Source organism: Neorhizobium galegae (assembly GCF_021391675.1).
GTDB lineage: Bacteria > Pseudomonadota > Alphaproteobacteria > Rhizobiales > Rhizobiaceae > Neorhizobium > Neorhizobium galegae_B.
The window spans coordinates 138,046-163,690 of record NZ_CP090096.1 but is presented as its reverse complement, the minus strand read 5'-3'; the positions used below and the strand labels follow the sequence as shown (position 1 = coordinate 163,690).

Sequence of the window (25,645 nt, the reverse complement as noted above, 5' to 3'; positions counted from 1 at the left end):
TCGACGGATGAGGCGGAGGCCCGGCCAAACCGGGCCTCCGGTCGGGGATCAACCCTTCATGGGCTCCAGCATGCCTTTATGGCCATTGACATTCATCGAGGTGCAGGTGCCCGTGGGGACGGCCTTCCAGGCATTGCCCTGATAGTCGACCGTCGAGGTGCCTGCGCAGGTGGTGCCGGCGCCGGCGGCGCAATCGTTCTGACCCTTCAGTGCGATGCCATAGCATTTCTCGTTGCCGACCATCTTTTCCGGCGCCAGCGGTGCGGCGAAGGAAACGGATGCGATTGCCGATGCGAGCGAGCCGGCGAGGGCGAGGGTGAGCGTGGAATGGTTCATGGATGATCTCCTCTTTGAAGTCCGCAGGCCGGTGATCGGCTGCGTAACCACCTATTCGATGGGGAGAGGCCCGACGTTACGCTTTGCCGCGAACACAAGTTCGTGATCGCCTTTTGTTCTTCGTTGGGCAGGATTTCGAGCCTAGGCAACCCTGTCCCGACGCGTTACCGAGCTGGAGGCTGCCCTTCAGCTTCGGCTGTTCGGGCGCGGGGTGCACAACCTGAAACTCACCAAGGAAGGACGCGCCCTTCACGCGCGGACAGCCGCTCTGTTGACGGAGCTCGATGAGACTGCGGCAGCTATTGCCTCGGGTACGGAAAAGCCGCGTGGGAGGTTGCGGATCAGCGCGCCATCCGTTGAAGCCGGCGATTAGAATATCTTGGAGAGCCGTACCCCAGAGCTCCCTGCAGGCGAACAGGCCGCCGGTCGCCATGTCGTCGTTGGAATAATAGATGCAGTCCAATTCGGGAGCGCACGCCAGCATCAGTTTGGTGAGGTGTTTTCCCAGCGCGACAGACGAGAAGGCATCGTCCAGCTGCTGTCCGGCGAAACGAGACAGTGGTCATTCAATCGCCGAACGACTGGAAGAAGCTTGTAGTCGACGCGCCGGGTTTCCGACGGTTATTCAAAGGTTCTTTCCGGCGAGATGACCGTCATGGGTTCCCGTTCGCACTGCTACGTTGCGGATGTCTTGCAGCAAGCGATTGCGATTGTCCGGTCTCCAGATGGCGTGGAGTTCGGCTATGCATTCTTCGCGGAGATCGATCGGGCGAAATACGACACTATCGAAGCAAGCGGTCCGGGTCTCGCCTGGCACGATTGCCAAACCTATGCCAGCGCTCACCAGTGACAGAATGGCCTGTGAATGCGTCATGTGCTGCACAATGCGTGGGGTAATCCGGGCTTCGGCCAGTAGCCTGGCCAGCTTTTCGTGCAAATATCGCGCCTGGGCGGAAAACATGATGAAGGGCTCGCCGTCGAGCATGTTCAGCGCGGGACGGCGATTGGCGGCTAGGGGATGAGCCCGGGGTATCGCAAGCATCATCGGTTCGAGCGCCACGCAGACGCTTTCGAGATAATGCGAACCTATTAACGGGCGCGACAAGCCCAGATCGATACGGCCGGCGTTGATCGACTGGAGTTGTTCCGCCGTCTCCATCTGCACCAATTCTAGCTCGATCTGAGGGGCGGTGGTGCGTGCGGCACTGATGAATTTTGGCAAAAAACTATAGGTTGCTGCTCCCACAAATGCGATTCTCACCGATCCAGCGCTGCCGCGTGCCGCTCGCCGCGCCGCTGTTGTGGCCGTATTACCCTGCTCGATCAACTTTTGGGCTTCCACCAAGAATATCATGCCGGCAGGAGTCAGAGCGACCCGCCGGCTAGTCCTTTCCAACAGCGTGACGTCCAGTTCCTGCTCCAAGAGCTTGATCTGCCGGCTGAGGGGCGGCTGCGTGATATTCAAGCGTCGGGCGGCACGGCTGAAATTCAACTCTGACGCCAGCACGACAAACGATCTGACCTGCGTCATATCCAGCATCTATCCAACTCCGGTATAGATTCTCTACAATAATCAATCTGGACTTAAATGGGTGAGATCGGTAACGGTCAAGACCAGACGCGAAACCTTTATGGGCGTGAGACGAATGGATACGCACTCGACAACGGGCTCAACGCAGCAAATCGGCGGTGGAGACAGCATTGCCTGGATCAAGCTTTCCTCGATCTTCCTGCCGCTGAAAACGCCGATCAGCGATGCAAAGGTGCTGACCGGCCGGCAGAAGCCGCTGACCGAGGTTGCGTTCCTGTTCGCAGAGATAGAGACGCAGCGGGGGCATAGCGGCATCGGGTTCAGTTATTCCAAGCGGGCAGGCGGTCCCGGCCAATACGAGCATGCAAAGGAGATCGCCGAGGTTTTAATCGGTGAAGATCCGAACGATATCGGCAAGCTCTGGAACAAACTCTGCTGGGCCGGTGCCTCCGTCGGTCGCAGCGGTCTTGCCATTCAAGCGATCGCTGCTTTCGATGTGGCGTTGTGGGATCTCAAAGCCAAGCGCGCGGGTCTGCCGCTCGCAAAGCTGCTGGGCGCACACCGTGATTCCGTCAGATGCTACAACACGTCCGGCGGGTTCCTTTCTTCTCCGATCGAAGAGGTTCTCGAAAACGTCGAGCAGTCGATCGCGGCCGGCATCGGCGGCGTCAAGATCAAGGTCGGTCAGCCGGACATGAATATCGACCTGAAGCGAGTGGCGGCAGTTCACGACCGCATCGGTGGCCGGGCAGCCATGATGGTCGATGCAAACCAGCAATGGGACCGGCCGAGCGCCGTGCGTTTCGGCCGCCTGATGGAGCCTTATAACCTTACCTGGATCGAGGAGCCGCTCGACGCATATGATGTCGAAGGGCATGCGGCGCTTGCGGCGCAGTTGGACACGCCGATCGCGACCGGCGAAATGCTGGCAAGCGTTCTTGAACATGCATCTCTTATCCAGAACAATTCCGTTGATTTCATCCAGCCGGACGCGCCACGGGTAGGCGGCATTACCCAATTCCTGAAGATTTGTGCGCTGGCGGAAGCGAAAAAGGTGCAACTGGCGCCGCATTTTGCCATGGAAATCCATTTGCACCTGGCGGCAGCTTACGAACTTGAATCTTGGGTCGAACATTTCGACTGGCTCGATCCGCTGTTCAACGAGCGGCTGGAGATCAAGGACGGCCGCATGGCTGTACCGGCCCGTCCGGGACTGGGGATCACGCTTTCCGAGCAGTCGCATCATTGGACAAGGGGAACGGCGGAGTTCGGCAAGCGAGCTTGAGGCCGCATGTCAGGCAGTTCCCCGCGCGACGATGTGGAAATCGACATTGATCATGGCGCCCACATCCTCGTTGCCGGCGATTTTTTTTAAAATCGATTGCGCCGCCTTGGTGCCGATGTCGCGGCGATCGATGCGGACGGTCGTTAGCGGAGGATGCGTGTGCGGAGCGAAATCGAAATCGCCAAAGCCGATGATAGCCAGGTCCTCCGGTATCTTGCAGCCTTGGAAATGGGCTTCGGCCAGTGCCCCGTGGGCTACCACGTCCGACGAACAGAAGACGCCGAGCGTGCCGTGTCCCCGGTCCAAAAGCTGCGCCATCGCGGCCCGTCCGTCGCTAAACGTCGATGGCGAGTTCATATCGAGCGCCGGCAATTCCACCTCCGCAATTCCCGCCAGACGATTGACGAAGCCGTCGCGGCGTTGGACTGCGCGCGGGTCGTTCGCGCCAATTTGGGCATAGCGGTCATATCCCGTCGCCAGAAGATGCTCGGCGACCAGGGCGCCCACGGCCAAGTGCGAAAAGCCGACTGCCGTATCGAGCGGCGACGGCGTCGAGTCCCAGATCTCGACAATCGGCAACCCTGCCCCGGTCAGCATCGCGCGCGTTTCTTTCAGATGAGAGATTCCGGTCAGGATAATGCCGTCGGGACGGCGGGCGAGGATCGCCCGGGTCAGTTCGAGCTCTCGTTGGACATCGTAGCCGGAAAGTCCAAGCAAGAGCTGGTAGCCGGCAGAAACAAGCTCGGCGTTAAGACCCTCTATGGTTTCTGCGAAGATTGTGCTGGCGACTGACGGCACGATCGCAGCGATCAACCTCGTTCTTCGTGAGGCGAGCCCCCCGGCCAGGAGATTGGGCACGTATCCGGTCCTTGCGATGACGCGGCCGATTGCTTCCAGCGTTTGCGGCTTGACCAGATTTGGGGTGTTGATGGCTCGTGAGACGGTAACAGGAGATACGTCGGCCAGCCTTGCGACGTCGGCAAGCGTCACCGGCCCATTCGTCGGATTTCTTCTGTTTTTATCGTGACCCGTCATATTCGCCATTCCTGCAAAATGATTTACGCTTTCATTGGACACGCACACAAGTGTCTAAACTGCAGAAACTTCGAGCGAACTGGTTAACTTACTGATTTAAAGCGGTATAAATTTTGCCACTTATGCTTGCGGAGCAAGATTTTGAAGTTACAATGAAAGCGCTTCCATTCTTTCCCGGGAGGTCTGGAAAGAGTGGGTTTATGAGGCTGGCTGTTGGCCAGGCAAGGAGGAAGTTCTATGTACTTCAAGCGTTTCACGACGTTTGCGGCCGTTGTGGCTGCACTATGCGCGACAAGCATGCAGTCGAGCCGCGCCGATGACTATCCATCCAAGACCGTGACGGTGGTCGTGCCGTTCGCCGCGGGCGGGAATACGGATACATTCGGCCGCCTCGTCGCCGAACAGTTGGACAAGAGGCTGGGGCAGCGGTTTATCGTCGAGAACAAGCCCGGTGCGGGCGGGAATGTGGGTCTTGGGGATCTCGCGCGGTCGAAGCCGGATGGCTATACGATCGGCATGGGTACCGTAAGTTCAAACGCCATCAACCAGACGCTTTACAAGACCTTGCCCTACGACAAGGAGAAAGGTTTTGCGCCGATCTCGCTCATCGCGACCTTGCCGAACGTTTTGGTGGTCAATCCGGACAAGATCAAGGCGACCTCCGTCGAGGAGCTTATCGAGCTTCTCAAGAAGGAGCCAGGCAAGCACACTTATGCTTCGTCGGGCGTCGGCACGTCCATACATCTAGCCGGCGAGCTTTTAGCCACCAAGGCAGGCATCAAGATGACCCACATTCCCTACAAGGGAAGCAGCCAGGCCATTCTCGATGTGGTTGCGGGCCATGTTGACATGATGTTCGACAATATTCCGACGGCAGCGCAGCAGGTGAAGGCCGGCAAGGTACGCGCACTCGCGGTGACCAGTCTCGAAAAAGCGGCTCTTCTGCCGGAAGTGCCGACAATGGCGAGCATCATTCCCGGGTTCGAAGCAACGTCGTGGCACGGTATCTTTGCGCCTCCCGGCACGCCGCCGGAAATCGTCGAGAAGCTCAGCAAAGAGGTTCAGGCTATTCTTGCGGAGCCGGCCATGAAGGCAAAGCTGGAAGGCATGGGGGCGACCCCGGTCGGCAACACGTCGGCCGAGTTCAAGGCCTTCATTGACACGGAAACGGTAAAGTGGGCCGAGGTGATCAAGGCCGCCAACGTTCCGCCTCAGTGAGTACGCGCCGGTCGGAGCTGATGCCCGACCGGCTCATCTTTCCACGCGAGTGTCATGCCATGTTGAAGATAAGAAATGGCCGCGATTTCGTCGGCGGCGTGACGATGATCTTTGCGGGTCTGCTATTTATCTGGTTCGGTCGCAACCTGGAGGTCGGAAACTCTTTCCAGATGGGGCCGGGCTATTTTCCCACGGCACTCAGCCTGGTTCTGATGGCGATAGGCGCGCTCATCATTCTTCAGTCCCTGGTGGTCGAGGCCGAGAGAGTGGAGCCGCAGAGGCCGAATTGGAAAGCCTATTTTCTCGTCATCCTCGCGCCAGTAGGATTCGGTGCGCTGCTCTCCGGACTGGGGTTGGCGCCGACAATGTTTCTCCTGATCGTCGGCGTCGCGACTGCTAGCCGATACGCCAACTGGCGCCATTCCATCCTCCTCGGCCTGTTCCTGGCGGTCTGCTCGGTCTTGCTGTTCACGCGGCTTTTGTCGCTCCCCATCAGCGCGTTCGGACCGTGGGTCCCTTTTCTCGGCGACCTTTCATAACCCTCCCAGCGAGGCCGACGAAACCGGATTGGATTGCTTATGGACATCTTCTCGAACCTCTGGCTCGGCGCCTCGACCGCATTCCTGCCGATGAATCTGCTCTACGGCTTCGTCGGGTGTCTGCTCGGGACAGCGATCGGCGTGTTGCCGGGGCTGGGGCCAACGGCGACGATTGCCATGCTCCTGCCGATCACTTTCGGACTGCCGCCGGAATCAGCGCTCATCATGCTTGCGGGCATCTTCTACGGTGCACAATACGGCGGTTCGACAACAGCCATTCTCATCAATCTTCCGGGCGAGAGCTCATCCGTCGTGACCGCGATAGACGGCTATCAGATGGCGCGAAACGGGCGTGCCGGTGCTGCGCTGGCGACGGCTGCACTTGGCTCCTTCTTCGCCGGGACGGTGGCGACAATCCTACTCGCGATGGCAGCCCCCCTCTGGCTGCGGTTGCACTGAATTTCGGGCCCGCCGAGTATTTTTCGCTGATGGTTCTGGGGCTGGTTGCCTCTGTGGCGCTCGCCAGCGGGTCGTTGCTCAAGGCGATGGCTATGATCGTTTTTGGGCTGATGCTTGGCACTGTCGGCACCGACGTCGAGAGCGGTACCCCACGTTATGTCTTCGACATCCCCGAGCTTTATGACGGGCTTAACTTCGTCGCGGTCAGCATGGGCATATTCGGGATCTGCGAGATTCTTCGCAATCTCGAAAGCGAGCAGGAACGTTCGGTTGGCGTCAAGCGCGTGACCGGGCTGATGCTGACGAGGAGCGATTTTAAGCGCATTATCGCTCCGATTCTACGCGGCACGGCGCTCGGATCCTTTCTTGGTGTTCTGCCTGGAGGCGGCGCGATGCTCGCATCCTTCGCGTCCTATGCAATGGAAAAGCGAATATCCCCGAACCGGGCTGAGTTCGGCAAGGGGGCGATCGAGGGGGTCGCGGCACCCGAATCCGCCAACAATGCTGGTGCGCAGACTTCGTTCATTCCGATGCTGACGCTCGGAATTCCCGGCAACCCGGTCATGGCCCTGATGGTAGGGGCTATGATCATGCAGGGCATCACGCCCGGTCCTAACGTTATCTCGGACGAGCCGGCATTGTTCTGGGGCATGATCGTCTCGATGTGGTCGGGCAATCTCATGCTGGTCATCCTTAACCTGCCGCTTATCGGGCTATGGGTACGGATGCTGACGGTGCCTTACCATCTGTTGTTTCCCGCGATTATCGGTTTCTGCTGCATCGGCGCCTACAGCATCAATAACAGCGTCTTCGACGTGTTCGTCATGGCAGGTTTCAGCGTCATTGGATTTGCGCTCAGCAAGATGCGATTCGAGCCGGCGCCGCTGCTCCTCGGCTTCATTCTCGGACCGATGCTGGAGGAGAACCTGCGGCGTGCCATGCTCATCAGCCAAGGAGATCCGTCGATCTTCTTGCGCAGCCCGCTCAGCCTTTCGCTGTTGATTTTCGCCGTCGTTGTCCTTGCGCTGGTGCTGTCGCCGAGCATCAGCCGTAAACGGGAAGAGGCCTTCACGGAATAGCGCTGAGCACGATCAGGAAAATTGCCGATGGGCACAATGAAGCCGGTATGGCAACATCATCCAGCCCGCCGGGCGCAATTGTTCGGAAGTCTCGCTGACTGGCTCGACGCAACGCAACGCCAATGCCTTGGCCATCGAACGCCGGCAAAGTCTCCGCAAGAAAGTACGCGCCTAGATGCGCTATGCCGGTTAGCTTCAGACGACCCGCAAGTCGCGCCTCGGCATGGACCCACACAGCCCGTCGTCAACTCCGGCCGCAATTCGGCTGGAACGGTCGCGGTCACGTTGGCCGGCCATGACCATGCTGAGCGAGGCGCCGGCATGCACGTGTCGTGAGTGCCATTACCGTGAGAGTAGTTCCGGCGACCCCGCTCGTCGGGAAGGAACTTGCGTCGGTAACGAGAAGGTTGGGAACATCCCAGCTCTGGTTCCACGAGTTCAGGACCGACGTCTCAGGCGACGTCCCCATCCGTATACCGCCTGTCTCATGAATGGCGGCGCCCATCGACATGCTTCGATGGAACATCTTTCGAAACATCAGGCGGCTGACGACATCAGCATTGGGATAGGCGCCCTTTCCCATTTCCTTGAGCCCGAGCGGAGACCCGATGAACTCCAGGTCACCACCGGCTTGCCTGACGATTTCGATCAGGGTCTCTTCCTGCCTGGCGAGGAGGTCACGCTCTCCGGCCGCCATGACGCAGCGGATATGAGGGACTGGGATGTTCCAAGTATCCGTCTTGCGGCTATCCAGGGTCACGCGGTTGTCGGCGTGGGGCAGCATCTGGCCGTAGCCGAAAAACGCCATGCGGGCCGGCGTACCACTCGAAACGGGCGCCCTGCCGACAGCCCCTTGATAAGCGAAGTCACCGCTTTGGCCTCCGGTCCCGGAGGGTTCAAACCGCGGGATGAAGATGCCGCCGGAGGCATTGTAGAACGGGTCTGCCGGCGCGGAATCATCCTTCATCCACCCGGGGACCGGCGGAAAGGAACCCATCGCCAGGCATGGCAGCTGGTCCATGAAGTAACGCCCCAACGTCCCCGAACTGTTGCCAAGGCCTTGCGGATGCCGGGACGAGGCGGAGTTCAGGAGAAGCCGGATGCTCTCGATCGGAGAGGCGCAGACGACGACGTTCGAAGCCCGGACCGTTTCCGTTGTTCCGGTGGCGCTGTCGGTAAACTCCGCGCCGGTCGCCATCCCGGTCCGACTATCGGTCGTGATACGACGCACGACCGCATTGTAGCGGATGGCGAGGCGGGAGGTCGACTGTGCGTCACGAAGGGCGCGGGGGATGCGTTCGGCTTCCGGAGCGATATAGCGCCAAGATACGACGCGCCGTTCTGGCCATCGTCCCTCAACGGCTGCCTTGAACGATTCCTCGGCCGGCGTGAGAGTAGCTCGTTTCGAGTAAATTCCGTCGGGTAACGTTGAGACATGGTCTTCTTGGCCGTAGAGGCCCAGATAGGATTCGACCTCGGCATAGAAAGGATCGAGTTCCTCATATGACAAGGGCCAGTCGACGCCCTGACCGGTCCGGGCATGCAGCCTGAAATCGTCGTCACTCCAGCGGAGCAGGACGCGACCGAAGGTGTGCAGCCTCCCCCCGGCCTGCCGCCCTCTGATCCAGAGGAATGGAGCATCCGGCGGCGTCGTGTAGGGGTTTCGACGATCGTTGACGAAGAGGTGGCTCATCCACTCCTTGAAGAAGACCGCGCGCGCCTGTACGGCCTGCCCGTTCGCCGTCGCGCGTGCCCGTTCCCAGATGTTGATGTCTTTCTGTGCCGCCTTCTTGCGAGCCGGGTCGAAATCCTTCGGACCGACCGAAGGTCCTGCCTCGAGGAGCAGGACCGACAGACCTTGGGCAGTCAACTCCCTGGCTGCAAAGGACCCGGCCGCGCCGGAACCGACGACCAGTGCATCATAAACGGTTTGAGACATAGCTTTCAGTATCCTGCCTGCGGCAAAGAGATTTGTCCCGAGAGATCAACGGAATTCCGGGTGTTGGTCGGGCCGGAACGACCCGCCATGCAGCGATCCGATCTGTTGCGGGCGCCCCGCCGTGTCGGTCAACGGGAAGAGGGGACGGGGCGCCGCAGATCAGCCAGCCACTCGGCGCTGGCTTGAGCACATTCGAATGGCGCAAGCGTGGGAAAGTCCACTTCGGCAATCAGCCAGCCGTCAAAATCAGGGCCCAGTGCAGCGAGCATCCCTTCAAGATCAAGTTCGCCAGTCCCGGGTTCCGCCCAAAGGCCGGAAACGACGGTTTCCTGGTAACTTTTTCCGTCAGCCTTGGCTGCGTCGCGGACGCTCAGCCGGCAGTCCTTGACATGCACGACCCGTGTCCGGTCGCGGTAGTCGCTGATGAGGCCGATGACGTCTGCCCCGGCCCATGACAGATGCCCCGTGTCAGGGCCGAAACCGAGCTGATCCGAACCGATATTGTCCAGCAGGCGGCGGGTTTCAGCCTCACTCTCGATCCAGGTCCCGATATGCGGATGCAGCGCCGCCTTGACGCCTTCCTCCTTCAGAATTGCCGAGGCTCGCTCGACAAGGTCGAAGATCATGACAAAGCGGGCCTCGTCGAACTCTGCCCCGACACCCGGGTGTTTGACGCGCGGTGCATCCTTGGTCATCCGGGTGGCGATGAACATGTCGGTCAGGCCGAGCTGTGCCTGTTGCGCGGCGCTCGTACGTGCCGTTTCCAGTGTTGTCGCTATATCGACGCCGTGTTCCGGCAGCGCCATCGACAGATAGCCCGGGGCAGGCTGCAGGCCCGCATCCTTCAGGGCGTTCTGATAGTCCTCTGTCGTCCATCCGGTCGGAACCTGGGCGTGAACGGCGTGAAATCCGGAGTGTGCGATTTCCTTCAGCAAGCCCTGCGGCGCCGGTCCTTTAGCCGGATCGAGCCAGCCGTCTTCCGTCGCGAACCACTGGATGGGATTGAGAGCATATCTGTAGCCGCCGGAAGCAAATTGGGAATCTGTCATCAAGAATGTCCGCTTTTGGTTATTCCGCGCCGCTCGTCCCTCTATCTTTGGGCATGCCTTCACCAGCATCCGGACACATATATCCGGATGATGCGAAATGCCCTTACTGCGCGTGTTGTCGATGAGACGAGTACGTTTAGAGGTACATGAGCGCGCTCATCGAATAAAATAACTTCGACTGGCGAAGGTATAACTGATCGTCATAGCGGACTTATTGCGGCGAAAGGGATCCGCCCATACCGCTGGATCGTTCGATTTCTTTGAGAAGTACCGAGACTGTTGGACGGACCTCCCCCTTGCGGCGAAAGACCGCATATATGTCGCGCGCCAGTGAAATCTCGTTGAAGTCGAGAGCCACTAATCCCAACCCACTTCCCTGAAGGTTCGCGCGTGTCAGATAGGCCAAATGGTGGGTGCGCGAGATCATCGACGTGAGAAAATTTATTGATGTCGTTTCCACGGCCACCACAGGTTTTGGCAAGCCGGCACCGCGGAAAAGAGACTCGAGCAGCAGCCTGTCGGTCTCGGGTAGCGGCGGCAGGACCCAGCTGTATTTTGCGAGATCAGAGATCGTCAGATTTTCACGATTTGCAAGCGGATGCGATTGATGCGCAACGATTTGCACGGGCTCCCTCGCGACAAGCCTCCACTCAAAATCCTCGTTCAGGATCTCGCTGGGTTTTACGGTAAAAACGACGTCGAGCTTTCCGGCGAAGAGTTGGGGAAGCAAGACTTCATTTATACCCTCATGCACCATCAGGCCGACATCTGGGCGTGTCACCGCGAAGTGGTTCAACGCATCGGGGATAAGTTGTCGCAATGCGGCAGCCATGCTTCCAATTCGAAGCGAGCCACGACGCGCACCGCGTAGCGCGTCAATTTCATCAATGGCTTCGCTGGCCAATGACAGCAGCAATTCGCTGTAGCCGATCAGGCGCTGTCCGAAGATGGTAGCCTGAACTCCGCTCGGTCCGCGGTCGAGCAGGCGGACGCCAAGCGACTGCTCCATGCTGCGGATGCTCTTGCTGAGCGCAGGTTGGGTTAGCCGCAGGTTCTCCGCCGCCATGCTGAAACTGCCCGTATGCACGACCGCAATGAAATGCCGGAGTTGTCGAAGATCTAGGCGGTGCAGGTTTTTGTTCATGGGGACCTTGCTGCGAAACGCGTTTACGGGTGGCAGTATGACTAAAGGTTATACCTCGGGCAATGTTAGTTGTTTGACTTCGAGCCGCGGTGAACGGAGTGTCGTGCCATAAAGGCCGGGCGGAACACCGCCATGACATATCGACACCGGATCGGCATGCATGGTGATTGTTCTGCTAAAACCGGCCGCATAAGGGAACATGGTGACTACGCTGAATATTCCGAAGCCTGGAAGATCAGCGTCATAGTCACGGAAAACGGAAACGGCGGGCCGGAGCCGCGCCGGGATTTTGTACACACGATCGAACTGTAAGCATCCTGCATTTCCGAGAGATGCTGGCGGCAGCCGTGCGCGCAAACGCAAGAATCTGCGAACGACCGTAAAACAGGAGGTAAATACATCATGGTGTTGCTAAAAACTGAGAAGACGTCGCGCGTGCCGACACTGCTATCCATGGGTTTCGTGGTGGCTATGGCGTTGACGTCCTCCGACAGAATGGCGCATGCCCAGGGGGTGGAGCTTCCCAAGCCTCTCATCGACGCGGCGCAGGCTTATGCATCGACCCTGACCGGCGGACAGAAGATCGGCGGTAAGGTATCCATTCTCGGCGTCAACGGCGGCCGGGAGCTTGATATGCTCAAGGCGGCCTGGGCGCCTTTCCAGGCAGCGACCGGCATTACCGTCGACTATACAGGCACGACCGATTTCGCCGCGGTGCTTCAGACGCGCGTCCAGGCGGGCGATCCGCCGGATCTAGCCGGCAGCACCAACATTAACAACCTCATGCGCTACGCCAAGCAGGGGGCTTTGAAGGATGTCGGCGCGATGGTCGGCGAAGCCGCCATCAAGGGCAAATTTGATGCCGGGCTTGTCGATGCGGCAAGCTTGAACGGCAAGATTTACGGGGTCTGGACCGAACTCAACAACTTCATGGTCTGGTACAACGTCCATACCTATGACGGCCCGAAAGAATCGCCGACCTGGGAGCAGTTCGACGCATGGGCCGTGAAGCGCGCCAACGCCGGCAAGACGCCCTGGTGTTATACCGACGAGCGAGGCGCGTCCTCGGGAGCGCTCGCCGGCAACTGGATCCAGGCCTACATCCTGAAGAATTCCGGCCAGAAAACCCTCAAAGGTCTTGCCGATGGCTCGGTTTCCTGGACCGCTCCCGAAGTGAAGGCAGCCTTCGAGGCGTTCGGCAAAGTCGCCCATGATCCGAAGATGGTTCCGGGCGGGCCGGTAGCTGCCATGTCGACGCCCGCCGTCAAAGTCGGTACCGGACTTTTCTACGAGCCGCCGCAATGCTCGGTTCTTCTTTGGGGGACGTATGCAGGCAGCCTGACCACCTTGATCTATCCAAAGGTCAAGCCGATCGAGGACCTGGACTTCATGCCGGTGCCGGGCAAGCCGGAGAATGCGGCCTATGAGACCTTCGGCGGAACGCTTTACCTGGCATTCAAGGATACGCCGCAGGCCAAGGCATTCCTGTCCTACCTTGTCTCGGACGAGGCGCAGAAGCTCGTGGCTTCCGCTGGCAACTGGACCGTTGCCAGCCAGGCTGTTCAGCCGAGCGACTATTCCAACCCGGTTCTCAAACGGGCTCGCGAGACGCTGCTCAAGCCGGGTGTGACGCTTGTCGCCCAGCCGACCCAGGTTGTCGATCCGCCGGTGATCCAGGCCTTGTGGAAGGGTATTGTGCAATATGTGCTCGACCCAGACAGCCTCGACAGCGTCCTGCAGTCCATTGACGCTGCGAGATAAGTCGGACGATCAATTCCCGGGAGCGGCCTGAGGTCGCTCTCGGCACAAGACGGAACAAGCGCCATGACTAGTCAGATCCTGCAACTTGTCCTCGGGCTTCTCGCAATGCCCGCGGTCGTCCTCGCCATCATCCTGCCGGGCGAACTGGCTATCAGGAGGTTTCCGCAGAAGCGCCAGAGCAGCCTGCGGCCATGGATCTGGCTCTCGCCTGTCCTTGCTCTGGTCGGGCTTGTCATCGCCTATCCGCTCGCCGCATCGATCGTTTTCAGTTTTCGCGATGCCACGGCCAGCAAATGGGTCGGATTCAGCAACTTCGTCTGGGCATTCGGGAGCGCGATGCGGCCCGTTCTGGTCAACAATGTCCTCTGGATCGTCGTCTTTCCGCTGCTGACAGCCGTGCTTGCGCTTTCTGCCGCCATCATGCTGGACCGGGTCAAGTACGAGCGCATCGCCAGAACCTTCCTGATCCTACCCACGGCGATGTCCTTTGTGGCCGGTGCCGTGATCTGGAAGATGATGTACACCTATGAGCCGCCGATGCAGCCCCAGACCGGTACGCTCAACGCCATCTGGACTGCGGTCACCGGCCGCATGCCGATCGCCTGGCTGATAGACCGCAACGTCAACAACTACGCGCTGATCTTCGTCGCTGTTTGGATGAGCATCGGCGTCGCCACGCTGATCCTCTCGGCTGGCGTCAAGAACATCCCGCGAGAGCTGGTCGAAGCGGCCCGCATAGACGGGGCGGGGGAGTGGGCGATCTTCCGGTTCGTGACGCTACCCTCGCTGTGGCCGACGATCCTCGTGGTCCTGACGACCCAGGCGATCTTTTCCCTCAAAGTGTTCGACATCGTCTACGTCATGACCAACGGCTCCTTTGGCACCGATGTGATCGCCAACAGAATGTATACGGAGCTCTTCGTGAAGCAGAATCTCGGAACGGCCAGCGCCATCGCAGTCCTGCTCCTCATCCTGGCGTCCCCCGTGATCTTTATGAATATCAAGCAGATCAAGTCGGGGGGAGGAGAGTGACGATGTCCGCAATCGAAAGCCACAGAGCCACGTCCGCACCGATGCAATCCACGTCCAAGCTCGGAACCCGGCTGAAAGGTGTAGCGCTGCACACCACGGTCTTCCTGCTTTGTCTGGTCTGGTTCACGCCCGTCCTGTCGCTTTTCGTGACGACGTTCCGATCGGAAAGCGACTCGTCGCGAACCGGGTGGTGGCACGCCTTCATCGAGTGGCGGCCAGTGCTGTCGAACTATGTCGAAGCGATGTACTTGACCGGCGTTGGCCGAAGCGTCGTGAACTCGATCGTCCTGACGGTCCCGACCGTCCTGGGCACCGTGCTCTTTTCCGCGATCGGTGCGTTTGCGCTCGCCCGGATGCGGTTTCGCGGGCGCATCGCCTTGTTCCTCGCCATGGTCGGTTTCCAGGTGCTTCCGCCCCAGCTCGTTCTGGTGCCGATGCTGAAATTCTTTCTCGCGCTCGGCCTTACCGGAACCTTCATCCCGGTGTGGATCATTGAGATGGGGTTGACGGTGCCGTTCGGGATCTTTCTCCTTTACGGCTTCTTCGCCAGCATTCCATCCGACCTCGTGGAAGCCGCACGCATCGACGGCGCTTCCGAGCCCCGGATATTCTTCCAGATCATCCTGCCGCTGTCGGGAGCCGTTCTCGCATCGCTGGCGATCCTGCAGTTCATGATCGCCTGGAACCACCTGCTGATCCCGCTGATCTTCCTGGGGTCCGGCTCGCTCTCGCCGCTGACGGTGCAGGTCGCAAGCCTGGCACAGACCAATGCGGGTGGCCTCAACACGCTCACCGCCGCGACCTTCATCTCGGTGATCGTGCCTTTGGTCCTGATCGTCACCCTTCAGAAATATTTCGTCCGCGGCGTGCTCGGCGGCGCTGTCAAAGGATAACCATCAACGGCTTGCGATCCGCCTAGAGCGGATGGCAGCCGCTGCGCCCGACGGGACAGTCGGCGCACGCAACGAGGAATGGAAGCATGGCCAACGTAAATCTCCGCGATGTCAGAAAGATCTATAATCAGACCCAGGTCATTCATGGCGTGAACGTCGATATCGATGACGGCGAGTTCGTGGTTCTGGTCGGACCGTCGGGATGTGGAAAGTCGACACTGCTGCGGATGATTGCCGGGCTGGAGGAAATCAGCGACGGCCAGGTGCATATCGGATCGACCATCGTCAACGACATGTCCCCGAAGGACCGGGACATCGCGATGGTCTTCCAGAGCTACGCGCTCTATCCGCACATGACGGTTGCCCAGAACATGGGTTTCTCCTTGCAGATGCGCGGCAACGCCAAGGCGGAGATCCGCACCCAGGTCGAAAAGGCCGCCAAGATTCTCAACCTCGAACCTCTGCTCGAGCGTTATCCGCGGCAATTGTCGGGTGGCCAGCGGCAGCGCGTTGCCATGGGTCGGGCGATCGTGCGCAATCCGCAGGTCTTCCTGTTCGACGAGCCGCTGTCCAATCTGGACGCCAAGCTGCGGGTCGTCATGCGCGGCGAGATCAAGGCGCTGCACCAGAGGCTGGGAAGCACCATGGTCTACGTGACGCACGACCAGATCGAAGCCATGACCATGGCAGACAAGATCGTGGTGATGCGGGACGGTTTCGTCGAGCAGGTCGGTTCTCCCCTTGCTCTCTACGATCGGCCGGCCAATCTCTTCGTTGCTGGTTTCATCGGTTCGCCGGGGATGAACTTCCTGTCAGGCAGATATGCCGCGGGCGCGGTCTGGGTCGGCGATGTCTCGCTTCCGGTTTCGGATCTTCCGGCCTCTGCCAGCGAAGGGCGGCAGGTGATTTACGGCATCCGCCCCGAAAACCTGGCCGTTACCGATGACGATGGCCTGCCTCTCGTCGTCGAGGTCATCGAGCCGACAGGCGCCGAAACGCATGTCGTCGGCCACATATCCGGACAGCGGGTCATCGGTGTTTTCCGGGAGCGATTTGCGACGCGGCCAGGAGATGTTCTTCGCGTCAAATTCGATCCCCGGAAGGTCCATCTCTTCGACCAGCAGAGCGAACAGCGGATAAACTGAGGGGCAGGCGGCGAACAATAATGAACGCACATCAGATCGAATTATCTCGAGAGGCGAAGGTCTTTCGGCTGGCGGAGACGTTCAGTCCGTCAATGCGGACATTCCCCCAGATGATTTCTCTTCAGGCCGAACGTCATGGCGACCGGCCGCTGGTTAAAATCGACGACAGGACGCTCAGTTTTTCCGCGGCGAAGGAGCTTGCGGCAGCGGCTGGAAACACGCTTCGCGCAGCAGGTGTCAAAGCCGGCGACACGGTCGCCATCATCTGCTCCAACAGGCTCGAATTTCTTCAGATCCTGCTCGGCTGCGCCTGGTGCGGTGCCGTTGCGGTCCCCATCAATACAGCCTCCCGCGGGGCTCAGCTCGCGCATATTCTGAAGGACAGCGGTGCCAAACTCGCCCTAGTCGAGGGCAATCTTCTCGGTGCCCTGGCAACCATCGAGGATGCGCCGCTGCCTCTCGAACAGATCTGGACCGTAGGCGACGTGCCGGACGATCTTGCCCTTCGCTGGCCGCACCATCAGGTCCCTGAAATGAAGGGCGATATGGCGGCTCACCCAAGCCGGCCTTCCGACACGATGGCGATCCTCTATACGTCCGGTACCACCGGTCTTTCGAAAGGCGTGTGCTGCCCCCACGCGCAATATTTCTGGTGGGGTGTGCACACGGCGGCACTTCTCGGCGTTGCGGACGACGATGTCCTGCTCACCTGCCTTCCGCTTTTTCACACCAACGCGCTGAACACATTCTTCCAGGCCCTTCTGACCGGCGCATCGTTGGTAATCGACACCCGCTTCTCCGCGTCACGCTTCTGGACGACCCTTGCCGCGCACGGAGCAACGGTCACCTATCTCCTCGGCGCGATGGTGCCGATCCTTCTGTCGAAAGATGCAACCGATGCCGAAAAGCAGCACAAGACGCGTATTGCGCTCGCGCCCGGCGTTCCGCCTCAGTTCCATGCCCCTTTCACGGAACGCTCCGGCGTGGCACTGCTCGATGGTTATGGATCGACGGAGACGAATTTTGTCGTCGGCGCGCTGCTGCATGACCAAAAGTCTGGAACGATGGGAAAAGCCCGACCCGGCTTCGAGATTGCGGTGTTCGACGAGAACGACAACCAGGTGCCGGATGGCACGCCCGGAGAACTGGTGGTACGCGCGGCGGAGCCGTTTTCCATCGCGACCGGCTATTTCGGTATGTCTGAAAAGACCGTCGAAGCCTGGCGGAACCTTTGGTTCCATACGGGTGATCGCGTCACCAGGGATGCGGACGGTTACGTTCAGTTTCTGGACCGCATGAAAGATGCCATCCGCAGGCGAGGGGAAAACATCTCATCCTTTGAGGTGGAGCAGGTGCTGATTTCCCACCCGAGCGTCGAAAATGCGGCGGTCTTTCCTGTCCGATCGGAACTGGCGGAAGATGAGGTGATGGCATCGATCGTGCTCAAAAACGGCTTCGGTCTCAGTGCCTCGGAGTTGCTCGACTTCTGTCAGCCCCGGATGAGCTATTTCTCCGTGCCGCGCTTCATGGATTTCATTGAGGCGCTGCCGCTGACGGAGAACGGCAAAGTTCAGAAATTCAAATTGATCGAGAGAGGCGTGACGAACACGACCTGGGACAGGGAGAAGGTAGGGTACAAAGTGGCCCGTTGAGGTTTTGATCTTGCTCGCGATCCCGATCGATGGCTGGCGATGTGTCGTAGACTGATAGGTTCTGTTGCCGCCGGGTGTTTCGCGGCGCCCGTAGCGGCCGCCAAAATATGGCTGCCATACTTGTCAACAGGATCTGGTCTTGAACTTAGGTGCAAAGCGTTTGTAGATATCTGCCATATTCGCTTTTGCCCAGCTTCTTGCCAACGGCCTCCAGTTGCTTGTCATCTATAAAGCCCCGGCGCCAGGCGACCTCCTCAGGGCTGTTGATTTTGATGCCCTGCCGCTTCTGCAGAGTGCCGACAAAATTCCCTGCTTCCAACAAACTCTCGGGTGTCCCGGTGTCGAGCCAAGCAAAACCGCGGCCCATTTGTTCGACGTTCAACTTGCCGCGTTCGAGATATACTCGGTTGACATCGGTGATCTCCAGTTCACCGCGCAGCGACGGCTTGAGGTTTGCGGCAATGTCAACCACGTCCTTGTCGTAAAAATAGAGTCCGGTAACTGCCCAATTGGATTTCGGGACTGTCGGCTTCTCGACGATCGAGATCGCCTTCATTGCCTTGTCGAACTCCACAACGCCATAACGTTCCGGATCGTGGACATGATAGGCGAACACTGTCGCGCCATCGTCACGCGCGGCAGCGCTTTCAAAAAGCTCCGTGATGCCATGGCCGTAGAAAATGTTATCACCGAGGATGAGGCAGGACCGATCCGATCCGACAAAATCGGCACCGATGATGTAAGCTTGAGCAAGGCCTGCAGGTGACGGCTGTTCCGCGTAGGAGAGTGAAATTCCCCAAGCCGAACCGTCACCTAACAGGCCGCGAAAATCGGGCAGATCATGCGGAGTGGATATGATGAGGATATCGCGTATTCCGGCCAGCATTAACGTTGAGAGTGGATAATAGATCATCGGCTTGTCATAGACGGGCATTAACTGTTTCGACGTGACGAGTGTCATCGGATGCAGACGCGTCCCGTTGCCGCCAGCCAGAATGATACCCTTCATCGACAATTCTCCTCAAAATGCCTTTTCCATGCCGGCCTGTTTTTCCGGCGCATCGCCGGCCAAGAGCCGTTGCAACGTAGTCGCAGTAGCGATTTTCCAGTTTGGCAGACGAACACCGTGAATCCGTTCGAGTTTGCTGCAATCCAACCTCGAATTGTTTGGCCTGCGAGCCGGTGTCGGATATTGCGCAGTAGGGATCGGATGGACGATCGCAGACGGGCCCCCCATCTCGACAGATATGCGGAATATTTCGGAAGCAAAGTCTGCCCAGCTGGCCTCCCCGCTTCCCGCCATGTGGAATATGCCGCGCAGGCGCCCGTCCGGTGACGACAGCAAATTGCCGGCAACCGTTAATACGGCATCGGCGATATCGAGTGCAGATGTTGGATTGCCGTATTGATCGGCGACGACATTGAGTTCGTCACGACTTCCGGCAAGATGTAACATCGTGCGCAAAAAGTTCTTGTTAAAGGGGCTGTAGACCCACGCGGTCCTGAGGATGACGTAATCTGCCCCCGATGCGATGAGACGACGTTCGCCCTCAAGCTTCGATTGACCATAAACACAGAGGGGCGCGACTGGGTCGCTCTCATGATAAGGCGAAGTCTTATTGCCGCTGAAGACATAGTCCGTCGACAAGTGAATAATCGGCACGTTAAGCTTGGTCGCGACGCGACCGATCTCATTTATAGCCGCGCCGTTGACGAGAAAAGCTTTGGCTGGGTCGTTTTCCGCTTGGTCGACGGCGGTATAGGCGGCAGCGGAAATGATCAATTCAGGTCTCGCTTCCACAAGAGCTTTTTCGATCGTTCCGATATCGGCAAGGTCGAGATCGGGTCGTGCTAGCGGGATAATTTTTATCTCGCTGTAGCGCTCGACACGCTCGATCAGAGACCGCGCGACCTGTCCGCCACGTCCGGTGACCACATACCGCCGCGCCATTATTCGTCTCCTAGCCGCCACTCGCTATTGTGAAAGAAGTCGTCTCAAGCTCGGCGAGAAGTGGTTGCGTCCTATCTCTCTCCGAAAGCACGGCGCTTTCTGCCGTTACCGGCCACCTGATATTGAGCTCCGGGTCGTTCCATAATATTCCACGGTCATGGTCGCGGCTGTAGTAGTCCGTTACCTTGTAGGAGATGATGCTGTTGGGCTGGAGAGTGCAGAACCCATGCGCAAACCCTGCGGGAATCCAGACTTGGCAACCGTTCTCGGCGGTCAGTTCCGCTTGGACATATTGTCCAAAAGTTGGTGAGCCTCTCCGGATATCGACTGCGACGTCGAGGATGGAACCAGCGATGCACCGGACCAGCTTTCCTTGGGCGTGAGGTTCAATCTGGTAGTGCAGTCCTCTAACCGTTCCGGCTTCTACTGAATGCGACTGGTTGTCTTGGACGAAATTGAACGCACCGATGTTTTGACCAAAGACGTCAGAACGAAAAGTCTCTGAAAAGTATCCGCGATGGTCTCCGAATTTTCTCGGCGTCACCAGCACGACGTCGCCGATTTTCGTTCGTTCAAATTGCATGCCTTCCTCGCATTCAGATGCTAGATCAACTCAACCACGTGATGGAGACGTCTGGCCGCAGTCACCGGATCATTCGTGAGAACATCTCCAAAGAGCCTTCTTCCGTTTTTGTGCGGTTGCAGCGAGGCCAGTCTCTATTTTCTCCTGGTAACGCATGCAGGCGAGAAACATCCTTCCGTGAATGCAGGGGGCGATTCGTGCTTTTCCGAGTCGGATAAAATTGGTTTAGCCAAATTTAGGATATCAAGAAACATGTATTCCTATTGTGCGTGTAAATCTGTCATTGATGTTAAGCAACATTTTACGCATGATTACATATCGGAACAAATATAGTTCAAAAATTGAATTACTTTATTCCGTAAATTCTTGATGGTGGCCGTATGATCATATTTTCAGATGAAAACTTAGAGGTGATACATCATTCCGGGTCGTCTCCCTATCTTCTCATCACATTTAACGAAATGGACATGAGGGCGAACGGCAGTCGTTTCTGGGGGCAGCGATTGTGCGAGAAGGCCGGTATTTCGGCGCTCGGCTTCATCAGCCGGCGGCCGAACTGGTTTCCGGCGGCGAGCGTCGTCACGGCCGTCGAGGCAGCCGCGCCCATTCTTCGCGCAGCACCGGAGCGGATCCTCTACGGGCATTCGCAGGGCGGCTATGCGGCATTGCGCTATCGGAGGCGCTTCAACGCCACAGTCGCCGTCGCCTTCTGCCCGCAAGTCTCGATCGATCCGAAGGCCGTTCCCTTCGACGGCAGGTTTGCGTGCCATTTCTCCTCCGATCTCCATGCCAATATGGGGATCGCGCCTGATCACGCGGCAGGCCGGGCCTATCTGTTCTTCGATCCGTTTCACATCGTCGATCACCAGCACGCGGTTCGGATCGCGGCGCTGCAGGAAGGGACCCAACTGGTGCCTGTCCATATGACCGGCCATGGCACCGTTCGCGCCTTTACCGGGACGGCGCGCGCGCTGTCGCTGATCGAGGCCTGCCGCAGAGACGATCTTCCGGGTCTGCGCGGTCTCGCCCGCGCAGCGCGCGTGACCGCGCCAATGCGGCCCTATCAGATCGCCATGACGGCGATTGCTCGGCATCGGGCCTGGGCCGACAGGTTTCACGCGCGCTTCGGCCCGGATTTCTCTCCTCTCCAGCAGGCAAACTTCCTCTACCATCGGGCCAACCGCCATATTCGCGACGGTGAACTTGTGACGGCGCGGGCAATGCTTGCCGACGCCATGACGTATCAGCCGGACAATCTCGGCTTCGGCCGTCGGCTAGAGGAACTGGACGGCCGCATCGCGCGGCTCGGAGCGGCAGGTGCCGCGCATTCGTGATCCGAATTTTGCCGAGCCTGCCGAGACAAGGCGGCCTTTGCATAGAAGAACGATACCCCCGGCTTTTCTCGACCCGAGTGTCTTTTAAAGCGCGGGCGAGAGAAGCTTGGGGCTCTCGGCGATCGCGGCATCGAGTTTCCGCCGTAGCAATGCGCGATAGAGTTTGACGTGTTCGCGCGCGCAGGCGGCGCGGTCGGCGGGTTGGCGCATGGAAACGCGCAGCCGCTCCCAGATTTTGCCATCGCCCAGCACCTCAACGATGCGATCCGCGAGATCCTGGCTGCTGCCTGCGCGAAAGTGCAGGCCGTCCTTTCCGTCACGCACCTTCTCGGCCATTCCGCCGATATCGGAGCAGATCATCGGCCTGCGGTGGAGCAGAGCTTCCTGAATGACAACCGGGGAGTTCTCCCACCAGACGGACGGCAGAACCACCCAGTCGACGGAACGCATGAGACGCGGCACGTCCGCGTTCTGGTAGGCGCCGTAGAAGCGAACGCGGTGGCCGGCGTCGGCGATGAGCTTCTTCATACGTTCCTGGAACTCGACCGGCTGTCGCTCGAGATTGCCGCCGAAGATCATCAGGCACGAGTCTTCGCCCCATATCTCCTTCGGGATGCGCGAGACGGCGTCGATCAGGAGATCTGCGCCCTTGAATGGAGTCATTTGTCCGAAATAGGCAAAGCGATTTCGGCGCGGCTTGGGACCTTGAACCTCGCGCGCGGGCGCCGCTGTTTCCATGGCGATGCCGTTTTCGATCACGCTGATCTTGTCTCTTTCGATGCCCCATGCGGCGTAGCGATCCGCCAGGAACCGGCTGGGGGAAACGAAAGCGTCGGCAAGGCCGAGCATGCCGCGGGCGAACAGTTCCCGCTTCAGGAAGCGCGAGACGGGGATATCGGGAAAGCAGCCGTGGCAGGCGACGGGGGATGCGGTTTCGCAGAGCTGGCCGGAAGACCGTTTCACCATCTGTCCGTGATTGTGGCAGATCGAGAGATATTCATGGAACGTGACGATGATGGCGGCGTGCGGAAACGCCTCTCTCAAGGCATAGAGCGCTTCGAGGCCGATACCGAGAACATGATGGAAATGGATGACATGGGGCCTGAGATCGCGCGCAAAACGTAAAAGGTCCAGGCTGATCGCCCGAGTATCGCCGTTGGACAGGAAGAAGTGGTCGTAGTCGTCCGTGTGGAATAGCAATTCGTCCTCGACAAGGCGCAGGCTCATCAGCGCGGATGCGGCGTGCCGCGGCACCGGGTGTCCAATCCGGGCCAGATAAACCGATTCCACATTCGGCAACGCTTTCAGGCCAAGATGCAGGTTGTGGGACGCGATTTCCGCCCCGCCGAGCGAGACCGACGGATGTGCATGCGAGACGACAAGGACGCGAAGCTGCTCGTTCATGCGGGCCTCTTTTCCAGATGCTTTTCAACGGTGAGGATAGCCAGCCATTGGCTCTTGAAGATTTTTCGATCGACCTCTTCCACTAAAGCCGTCATCGCAGGGCTGTCGCCGGCGCGTGCGTCGTCGCAGCCCCACATCTGCACCGACGGCAGCAAATAGGAGTCGAACCCGGACCGGCTGAGGCGGAGGCCGAGATCCAGACCCTTTTCCTGCGTGCCGAGATAGCCGCCGGAAAAGCCGCCCGCGCGCGACAGGGCGTCGCGGGGCATGACGCAGCATTCGAGCGATGCCGCCGCGATGCTGGTCACCTTCATGTCCGTCACCGCTTTAATCGGATATCCGGCGTAGCGGCCGACAACCGGTTGGTCGTCGTTGCCGTCGTCGATCCAGCTTCCCGCCCAGCGAACCGAATGGTCTTCGTAAGCCAGGACGGGCGAGACTATGCTTCCTTTCATCGCGGAAGCCGCGGCTACGAGCTTGCCATACCAGCCTGTCCCGTGCGGGATCAGTGAGGCGGAGAGCGACACGACCGTTTCACAGGAAAGCGCCTGCGTGCCCGCTTCCAGCATGTCGAAGACGTCGCCCGTTCCCTTCATCGACACCAACCTGACCGAAAGGCGATAGAAGCGCGCGAGCTCCTTGAGGCGGGCGGCCTGCCTGCGAAACCGCTCGGCAGGCATGGCGACCACAATCGGCGCGCTTCGGGTTTCCGGATCGAGCGCGAGCAGGGCGAGCAGTGGGGAGATGTCTTCCTCGCTTTCGCCTACGCCGATGATGATCGGCAAGCCGTTTTCCTCATCGAAGAATCCGGCATCTACGATCGTTTCGATGACCGGCGCGGATCTTCCTGATGATTGTGTGAGGAACGGGACAATGTGTGTATCGACGATCTCCGGCAGCGCGCTGTTGGCGGGATCGATCGAGCCGATCTGGCGCAATGCCGCCGAACGTGCCGAAAGGCGTGTCGGTTTTACCGGCAGAAACGCACGGCGCGAATCCTGCAGCGTCAGTTCGAAATAAGGGAGGGCACCGGGATCTTCACCCGATAGCTGGGCGTGGGCGACGAAGCCGTGGGCGCGCTGATCTCCCCGGAGACCCGGCACAAAGTGCGACTGTTCGCTGAAACTGTCCGATACATCGGGGCGATCGAAGCGCGTCCAGTGCTCGTCGAGGCCGGCCGCGGCATTGCGTCGGCGCAGTCTGACTGTCGCGACGTGGCCATCGGGGTCATAAAGCCAGCCGGAGATGAGGAGATTTCCCGCTTCGGCCTCGAACATGCTGTCTATTCCCATCCGGACGAGATAGGGCAGGCTGGAGACGGTTTCCTTGCCCTCGAAGCTGTTGGCGGCCGCCCGCAGGGACAGGAGCACGTCCGGCGTGCCATGGGTGCGCATTAGGATCGACCGGATATGTTCGGGCGTTTCCTGCGGATCGGCGATGCGTTTTCGAGGGTGGACCGCAATATGCCTCCAACCGGCGCGCCCTCGAAAGATCAGACCCTCAATGTCGGCAGCGCGGGCAGCCTCGTCCGTCTCGATAAGGCCGACAAAACCAGCGGCGCCATCGGGAGCGTCGGGACGTGTAAAGGTGGCTATACCGCATTCCGCGACCACCGGTGTCGCCCTTCCGATCAGGGACATCCGGCAAGGCCCGGGCGCCATGCCGCGGCTCCAGCCATGCAGGAATGTCACGCCGTCATGGCTCTCGCCGATCAACTCGACGAAGCCATCAGTGGCGTGGGTCGCCTGTAAAAGCGCGGTTATGGTGAGAAGCCTGCGGCGGCTGAGATCGCCGGTCATCAGCGCGTCCACGAGCCGGTTTATGACGGCGGCCGACTGAGATCCGGCGGACTCCAGCATGAGCGCGGCTGCTTCCTCCGTTGAGACAAGACGGGACGCAAAGATGTAGGGCGTGCCCGTCTCCTTCTCTCCGAAGCGTATCGTGGTCATGGCAAGGTCCGTGTCCCCTGCCGGAAGGAGCGCCGCAAAGCCTTGCTTGGCCCGCGGTGAGGATGCGGCCAATCGCCATTCCGAGACAAATGCGTTTCGGGTGTCGGTCTGATTTTCGCCGACGTCAACCGTCACGTCACCGACCGGGACATGGCCGAGGCCGATAACGAGCAGGGTTGTTTCGTCGACACGGCAGCCGATAACCCTTCCGTGGCGCATCGCCTTGCTCGCCCCTTGCTTGGCGGGCGTTGGTTTGGCGACCAGGGGGCTGGCAACCGGAGGGCTGGTAATCGTGGGGGATTGTTCCGTAAGCAGCATGCCTTGCCC

General features: G+C 59.4%; 20 protein-coding genes and 2 pseudogenes. 11 read left to right on the top strand and 11 right to left on the bottom strand.

Translation table 11 applies throughout. From position 1 onward, the window contains the following. Positions 1-48: 48 nt before the first annotated feature. Positions 49-336 (bottom strand): DUF2282 domain-containing protein, encoded by a 288-nt coding sequence (locus tag LZK81_RS23575; RefSeq protein WP_233957491.1) that lies wholly within the window; start codon positions 334-336, stop codon positions 49-51. 145 nt (positions 337-481) lie between these two features. On the opposite strand from LZK81_RS23575, the pseudogene LZK81_RS23570 reads away from it, so the two are divergent. Next, positions 482-688 (top strand): annotated as a pseudogene (locus LZK81_RS23570) (LysR family transcriptional regulator); the annotation flags it as partial. 273 nt (positions 689-961) lie between these two features. Here LZK81_RS23570 and LZK81_RS23560 read toward each other — a convergent pair. Further along, positions 962-1,876: a LysR family transcriptional regulator gene (locus LZK81_RS23560; RefSeq protein ID WP_233957490.1), complete on the bottom strand. Its 915-nt coding sequence runs from the start codon at positions 1,874-1,876 to the stop codon at positions 962-964. Between the two features lie 106 nt (positions 1,877-1,982). Between LZK81_RS23560 and LZK81_RS23555 the strand changes: the two genes are divergently transcribed. Continuing rightward, the gene (locus LZK81_RS23555) at positions 1,983-3,152 is read left to right on the top strand and encodes an L-talarate/galactarate dehydratase (protein ID WP_233957489.1); all 1,170 of its coding nucleotides are present in this window, start codon (positions 1,983-1,985) and stop codon (positions 3,150-3,152) included. Positions 3,153-3,161: 9 nt separating this feature from the next. Here LZK81_RS23555 and LZK81_RS23550 read toward each other — a convergent pair whose 3' ends face one another. Beyond that, positions 3,162-4,187 (bottom strand): LacI family DNA-binding transcriptional regulator, encoded by a 1,026-nt coding sequence (locus tag LZK81_RS23550; RefSeq protein ID WP_046606058.1) that lies wholly within the window; start codon positions 4,185-4,187, stop codon positions 3,162-3,164. A 237-nt stretch (positions 4,188-4,424) separates the two neighbouring features. On the opposite strand from LZK81_RS23550, the gene LZK81_RS23545 reads away from it, so the two are divergent. From LZK81_RS23545 to LZK81_RS23535, 3 genes and pseudogenes are all read left to right on the top strand, one after another. Further along, positions 4,425-5,405: a Bug family tripartite tricarboxylate transporter substrate binding protein gene (locus LZK81_RS23545; RefSeq protein ID WP_233957488.1), complete on the top strand. Its 981-nt coding sequence runs from the start codon at positions 4,425-4,427 to the stop codon at positions 5,403-5,405. 20 nt (positions 5,406-5,425) lie between these two features. Then, entirely contained in the window at positions 5,426-5,944 is a 519-nt protein-coding gene (locus tag LZK81_RS23540; protein WP_233957487.1) for a tripartite tricarboxylate transporter TctB family protein, read from the top strand. A gap of 39 nt (positions 5,945-5,983) precedes the next feature. Beyond that, positions 5,984-7,482: pseudogene (locus LZK81_RS23535) on the top strand (tripartite tricarboxylate transporter permease). Between the two features lie 280 nt (positions 7,483-7,762). Here LZK81_RS23535 and LZK81_RS23530 read toward each other — a convergent pair. The 3 genes from LZK81_RS23530 to LZK81_RS23520 form a co-directional block, all read right to left on the bottom strand. Continuing rightward, positions 7,763-9,421 (bottom strand): GMC oxidoreductase, encoded by a 1,659-nt coding sequence (locus LZK81_RS23530; RefSeq protein WP_233957486.1) that lies wholly within the window; start codon positions 9,419-9,421, stop codon positions 7,763-7,765. Positions 9,422-9,549: 128 nt separating this feature from the next. Beyond that, entirely contained in the window at positions 9,550-10,539 is a 990-nt protein-coding gene (locus LZK81_RS23525; RefSeq protein ID WP_233957485.1) for a sugar phosphate isomerase/epimerase family protein, read from the bottom strand. A 142-nt stretch (positions 10,540-10,681) separates the two neighbouring features. Continuing rightward, on the bottom strand, positions 10,682-11,614 hold the full coding sequence (locus tag LZK81_RS23520; protein ID WP_046605819.1) for a LysR family transcriptional regulator: 933 nt from the start codon (positions 11,612-11,614) through the stop codon (positions 10,682-10,684). A 402-nt stretch (positions 11,615-12,016) separates the two neighbouring features. On the opposite strand from LZK81_RS23520, the gene LZK81_RS23515 reads away from it, so the two are divergent. From LZK81_RS23515 to LZK81_RS23495, 5 genes are all read left to right on the top strand, one after another. Beyond that, positions 12,017-13,375, top strand: a complete 1,359-nt coding sequence (locus tag LZK81_RS23515; RefSeq protein WP_233957484.1) for an ABC transporter substrate-binding protein — start codon at positions 12,017-12,019, stop codon at positions 13,373-13,375. A 63-nt stretch (positions 13,376-13,438) separates the two neighbouring features. Beyond that, entirely contained in the window at positions 13,439-14,407 is a 969-nt protein-coding gene (locus LZK81_RS23510; RefSeq protein ID WP_233957483.1) for a carbohydrate ABC transporter permease, read from the top strand. 2 nt (positions 14,408-14,409) lie between these two features. Further along, on the top strand, positions 14,410-15,300 hold the full coding sequence (locus tag LZK81_RS23505; protein WP_233957482.1) for a carbohydrate ABC transporter permease: 891 nt from the start codon (positions 14,410-14,412) through the stop codon (positions 15,298-15,300). Positions 15,301-15,386: 86 nt separating this feature from the next. Next, positions 15,387-16,445, top strand: coding sequence for an ABC transporter ATP-binding protein (locus LZK81_RS23500; RefSeq protein ID WP_233957481.1), 1,059 nt, complete (start codon positions 15,387-15,389; stop codon positions 16,443-16,445). Positions 16,446-16,555: 110 nt separating this feature from the next. After that, positions 16,556-18,097 (top strand): ATP-dependent acyl-CoA ligase, encoded by a 1,542-nt coding sequence (locus LZK81_RS23495; protein ID WP_418936520.1) that lies wholly within the window; start codon positions 16,556-16,558, stop codon positions 18,095-18,097. A 145-nt stretch (positions 18,098-18,242) separates the two neighbouring features. Here the strand turns inward: LZK81_RS23495 and rfbA are convergent, their stop codons facing one another. Genes rfbA through rfbC form a run of 3 tightly spaced genes read right to left on the bottom strand, consistent with a single transcriptional unit; the run spans position 18,243 to position 20,631 of the window. Further along, a complete protein-coding gene (gene rfbA / locus LZK81_RS23490) occupies positions 18,243-19,106 on the bottom strand; it encodes a glucose-1-phosphate thymidylyltransferase RfbA (RefSeq protein WP_046605824.1) in 864 nt (287 codons plus the stop codon). Between the two features lie 12 nt (positions 19,107-19,118). After that, entirely contained in the window at positions 19,119-20,048 is a 930-nt protein-coding gene (rfbD, locus tag LZK81_RS23485; RefSeq protein WP_233957479.1) for a dTDP-4-dehydrorhamnose reductase, read from the bottom strand. A gap of 10 nt (positions 20,049-20,058) precedes the next feature. After that, a complete protein-coding gene (gene rfbC / locus LZK81_RS23480; RefSeq protein WP_046605826.1) occupies positions 20,059-20,631 on the bottom strand; it encodes a dTDP-4-dehydrorhamnose 3,5-epimerase in 573 nt (190 codons plus the stop codon). Between the two features lie 380 nt (positions 20,632-21,011). Here rfbC and LZK81_RS23475 point away from each other — a divergent pair, with 380 nt between their 5' ends. After that, positions 21,012-21,965: a hypothetical protein gene (locus tag LZK81_RS23475; protein ID WP_233957478.1), complete on the top strand. Its 954-nt coding sequence runs from the start codon at positions 21,012-21,014 to the stop codon at positions 21,963-21,965. 84 nt (positions 21,966-22,049) lie between these two features. On the opposite strand, the gene LZK81_RS23470 is transcribed toward LZK81_RS23475, so the two are convergent. Both LZK81_RS23470 and LZK81_RS23465 read right to left on the bottom strand, forming a co-directional pair. Next, positions 22,050-23,369, bottom strand: a complete 1,320-nt coding sequence (locus LZK81_RS23470; protein WP_233957477.1) for a glycosyltransferase family 4 protein — start codon at positions 23,367-23,369, stop codon at positions 22,050-22,052. Beyond that, positions 23,366-25,636 carry a glycosyltransferase family 2 protein gene (locus tag LZK81_RS23465; RefSeq protein WP_418936519.1) on the bottom strand — a complete coding sequence of 757 codons (2,271 nt, stop codon included), beginning with the start codon at positions 25,634-25,636 and terminating at the stop codon, positions 23,366-23,368. Before LZK81_RS23465 ends, LZK81_RS23470 begins: the two co-directional genes overlap by 4 nt. Positions 25,637-25,645 lie beyond the last annotated feature (9 nt).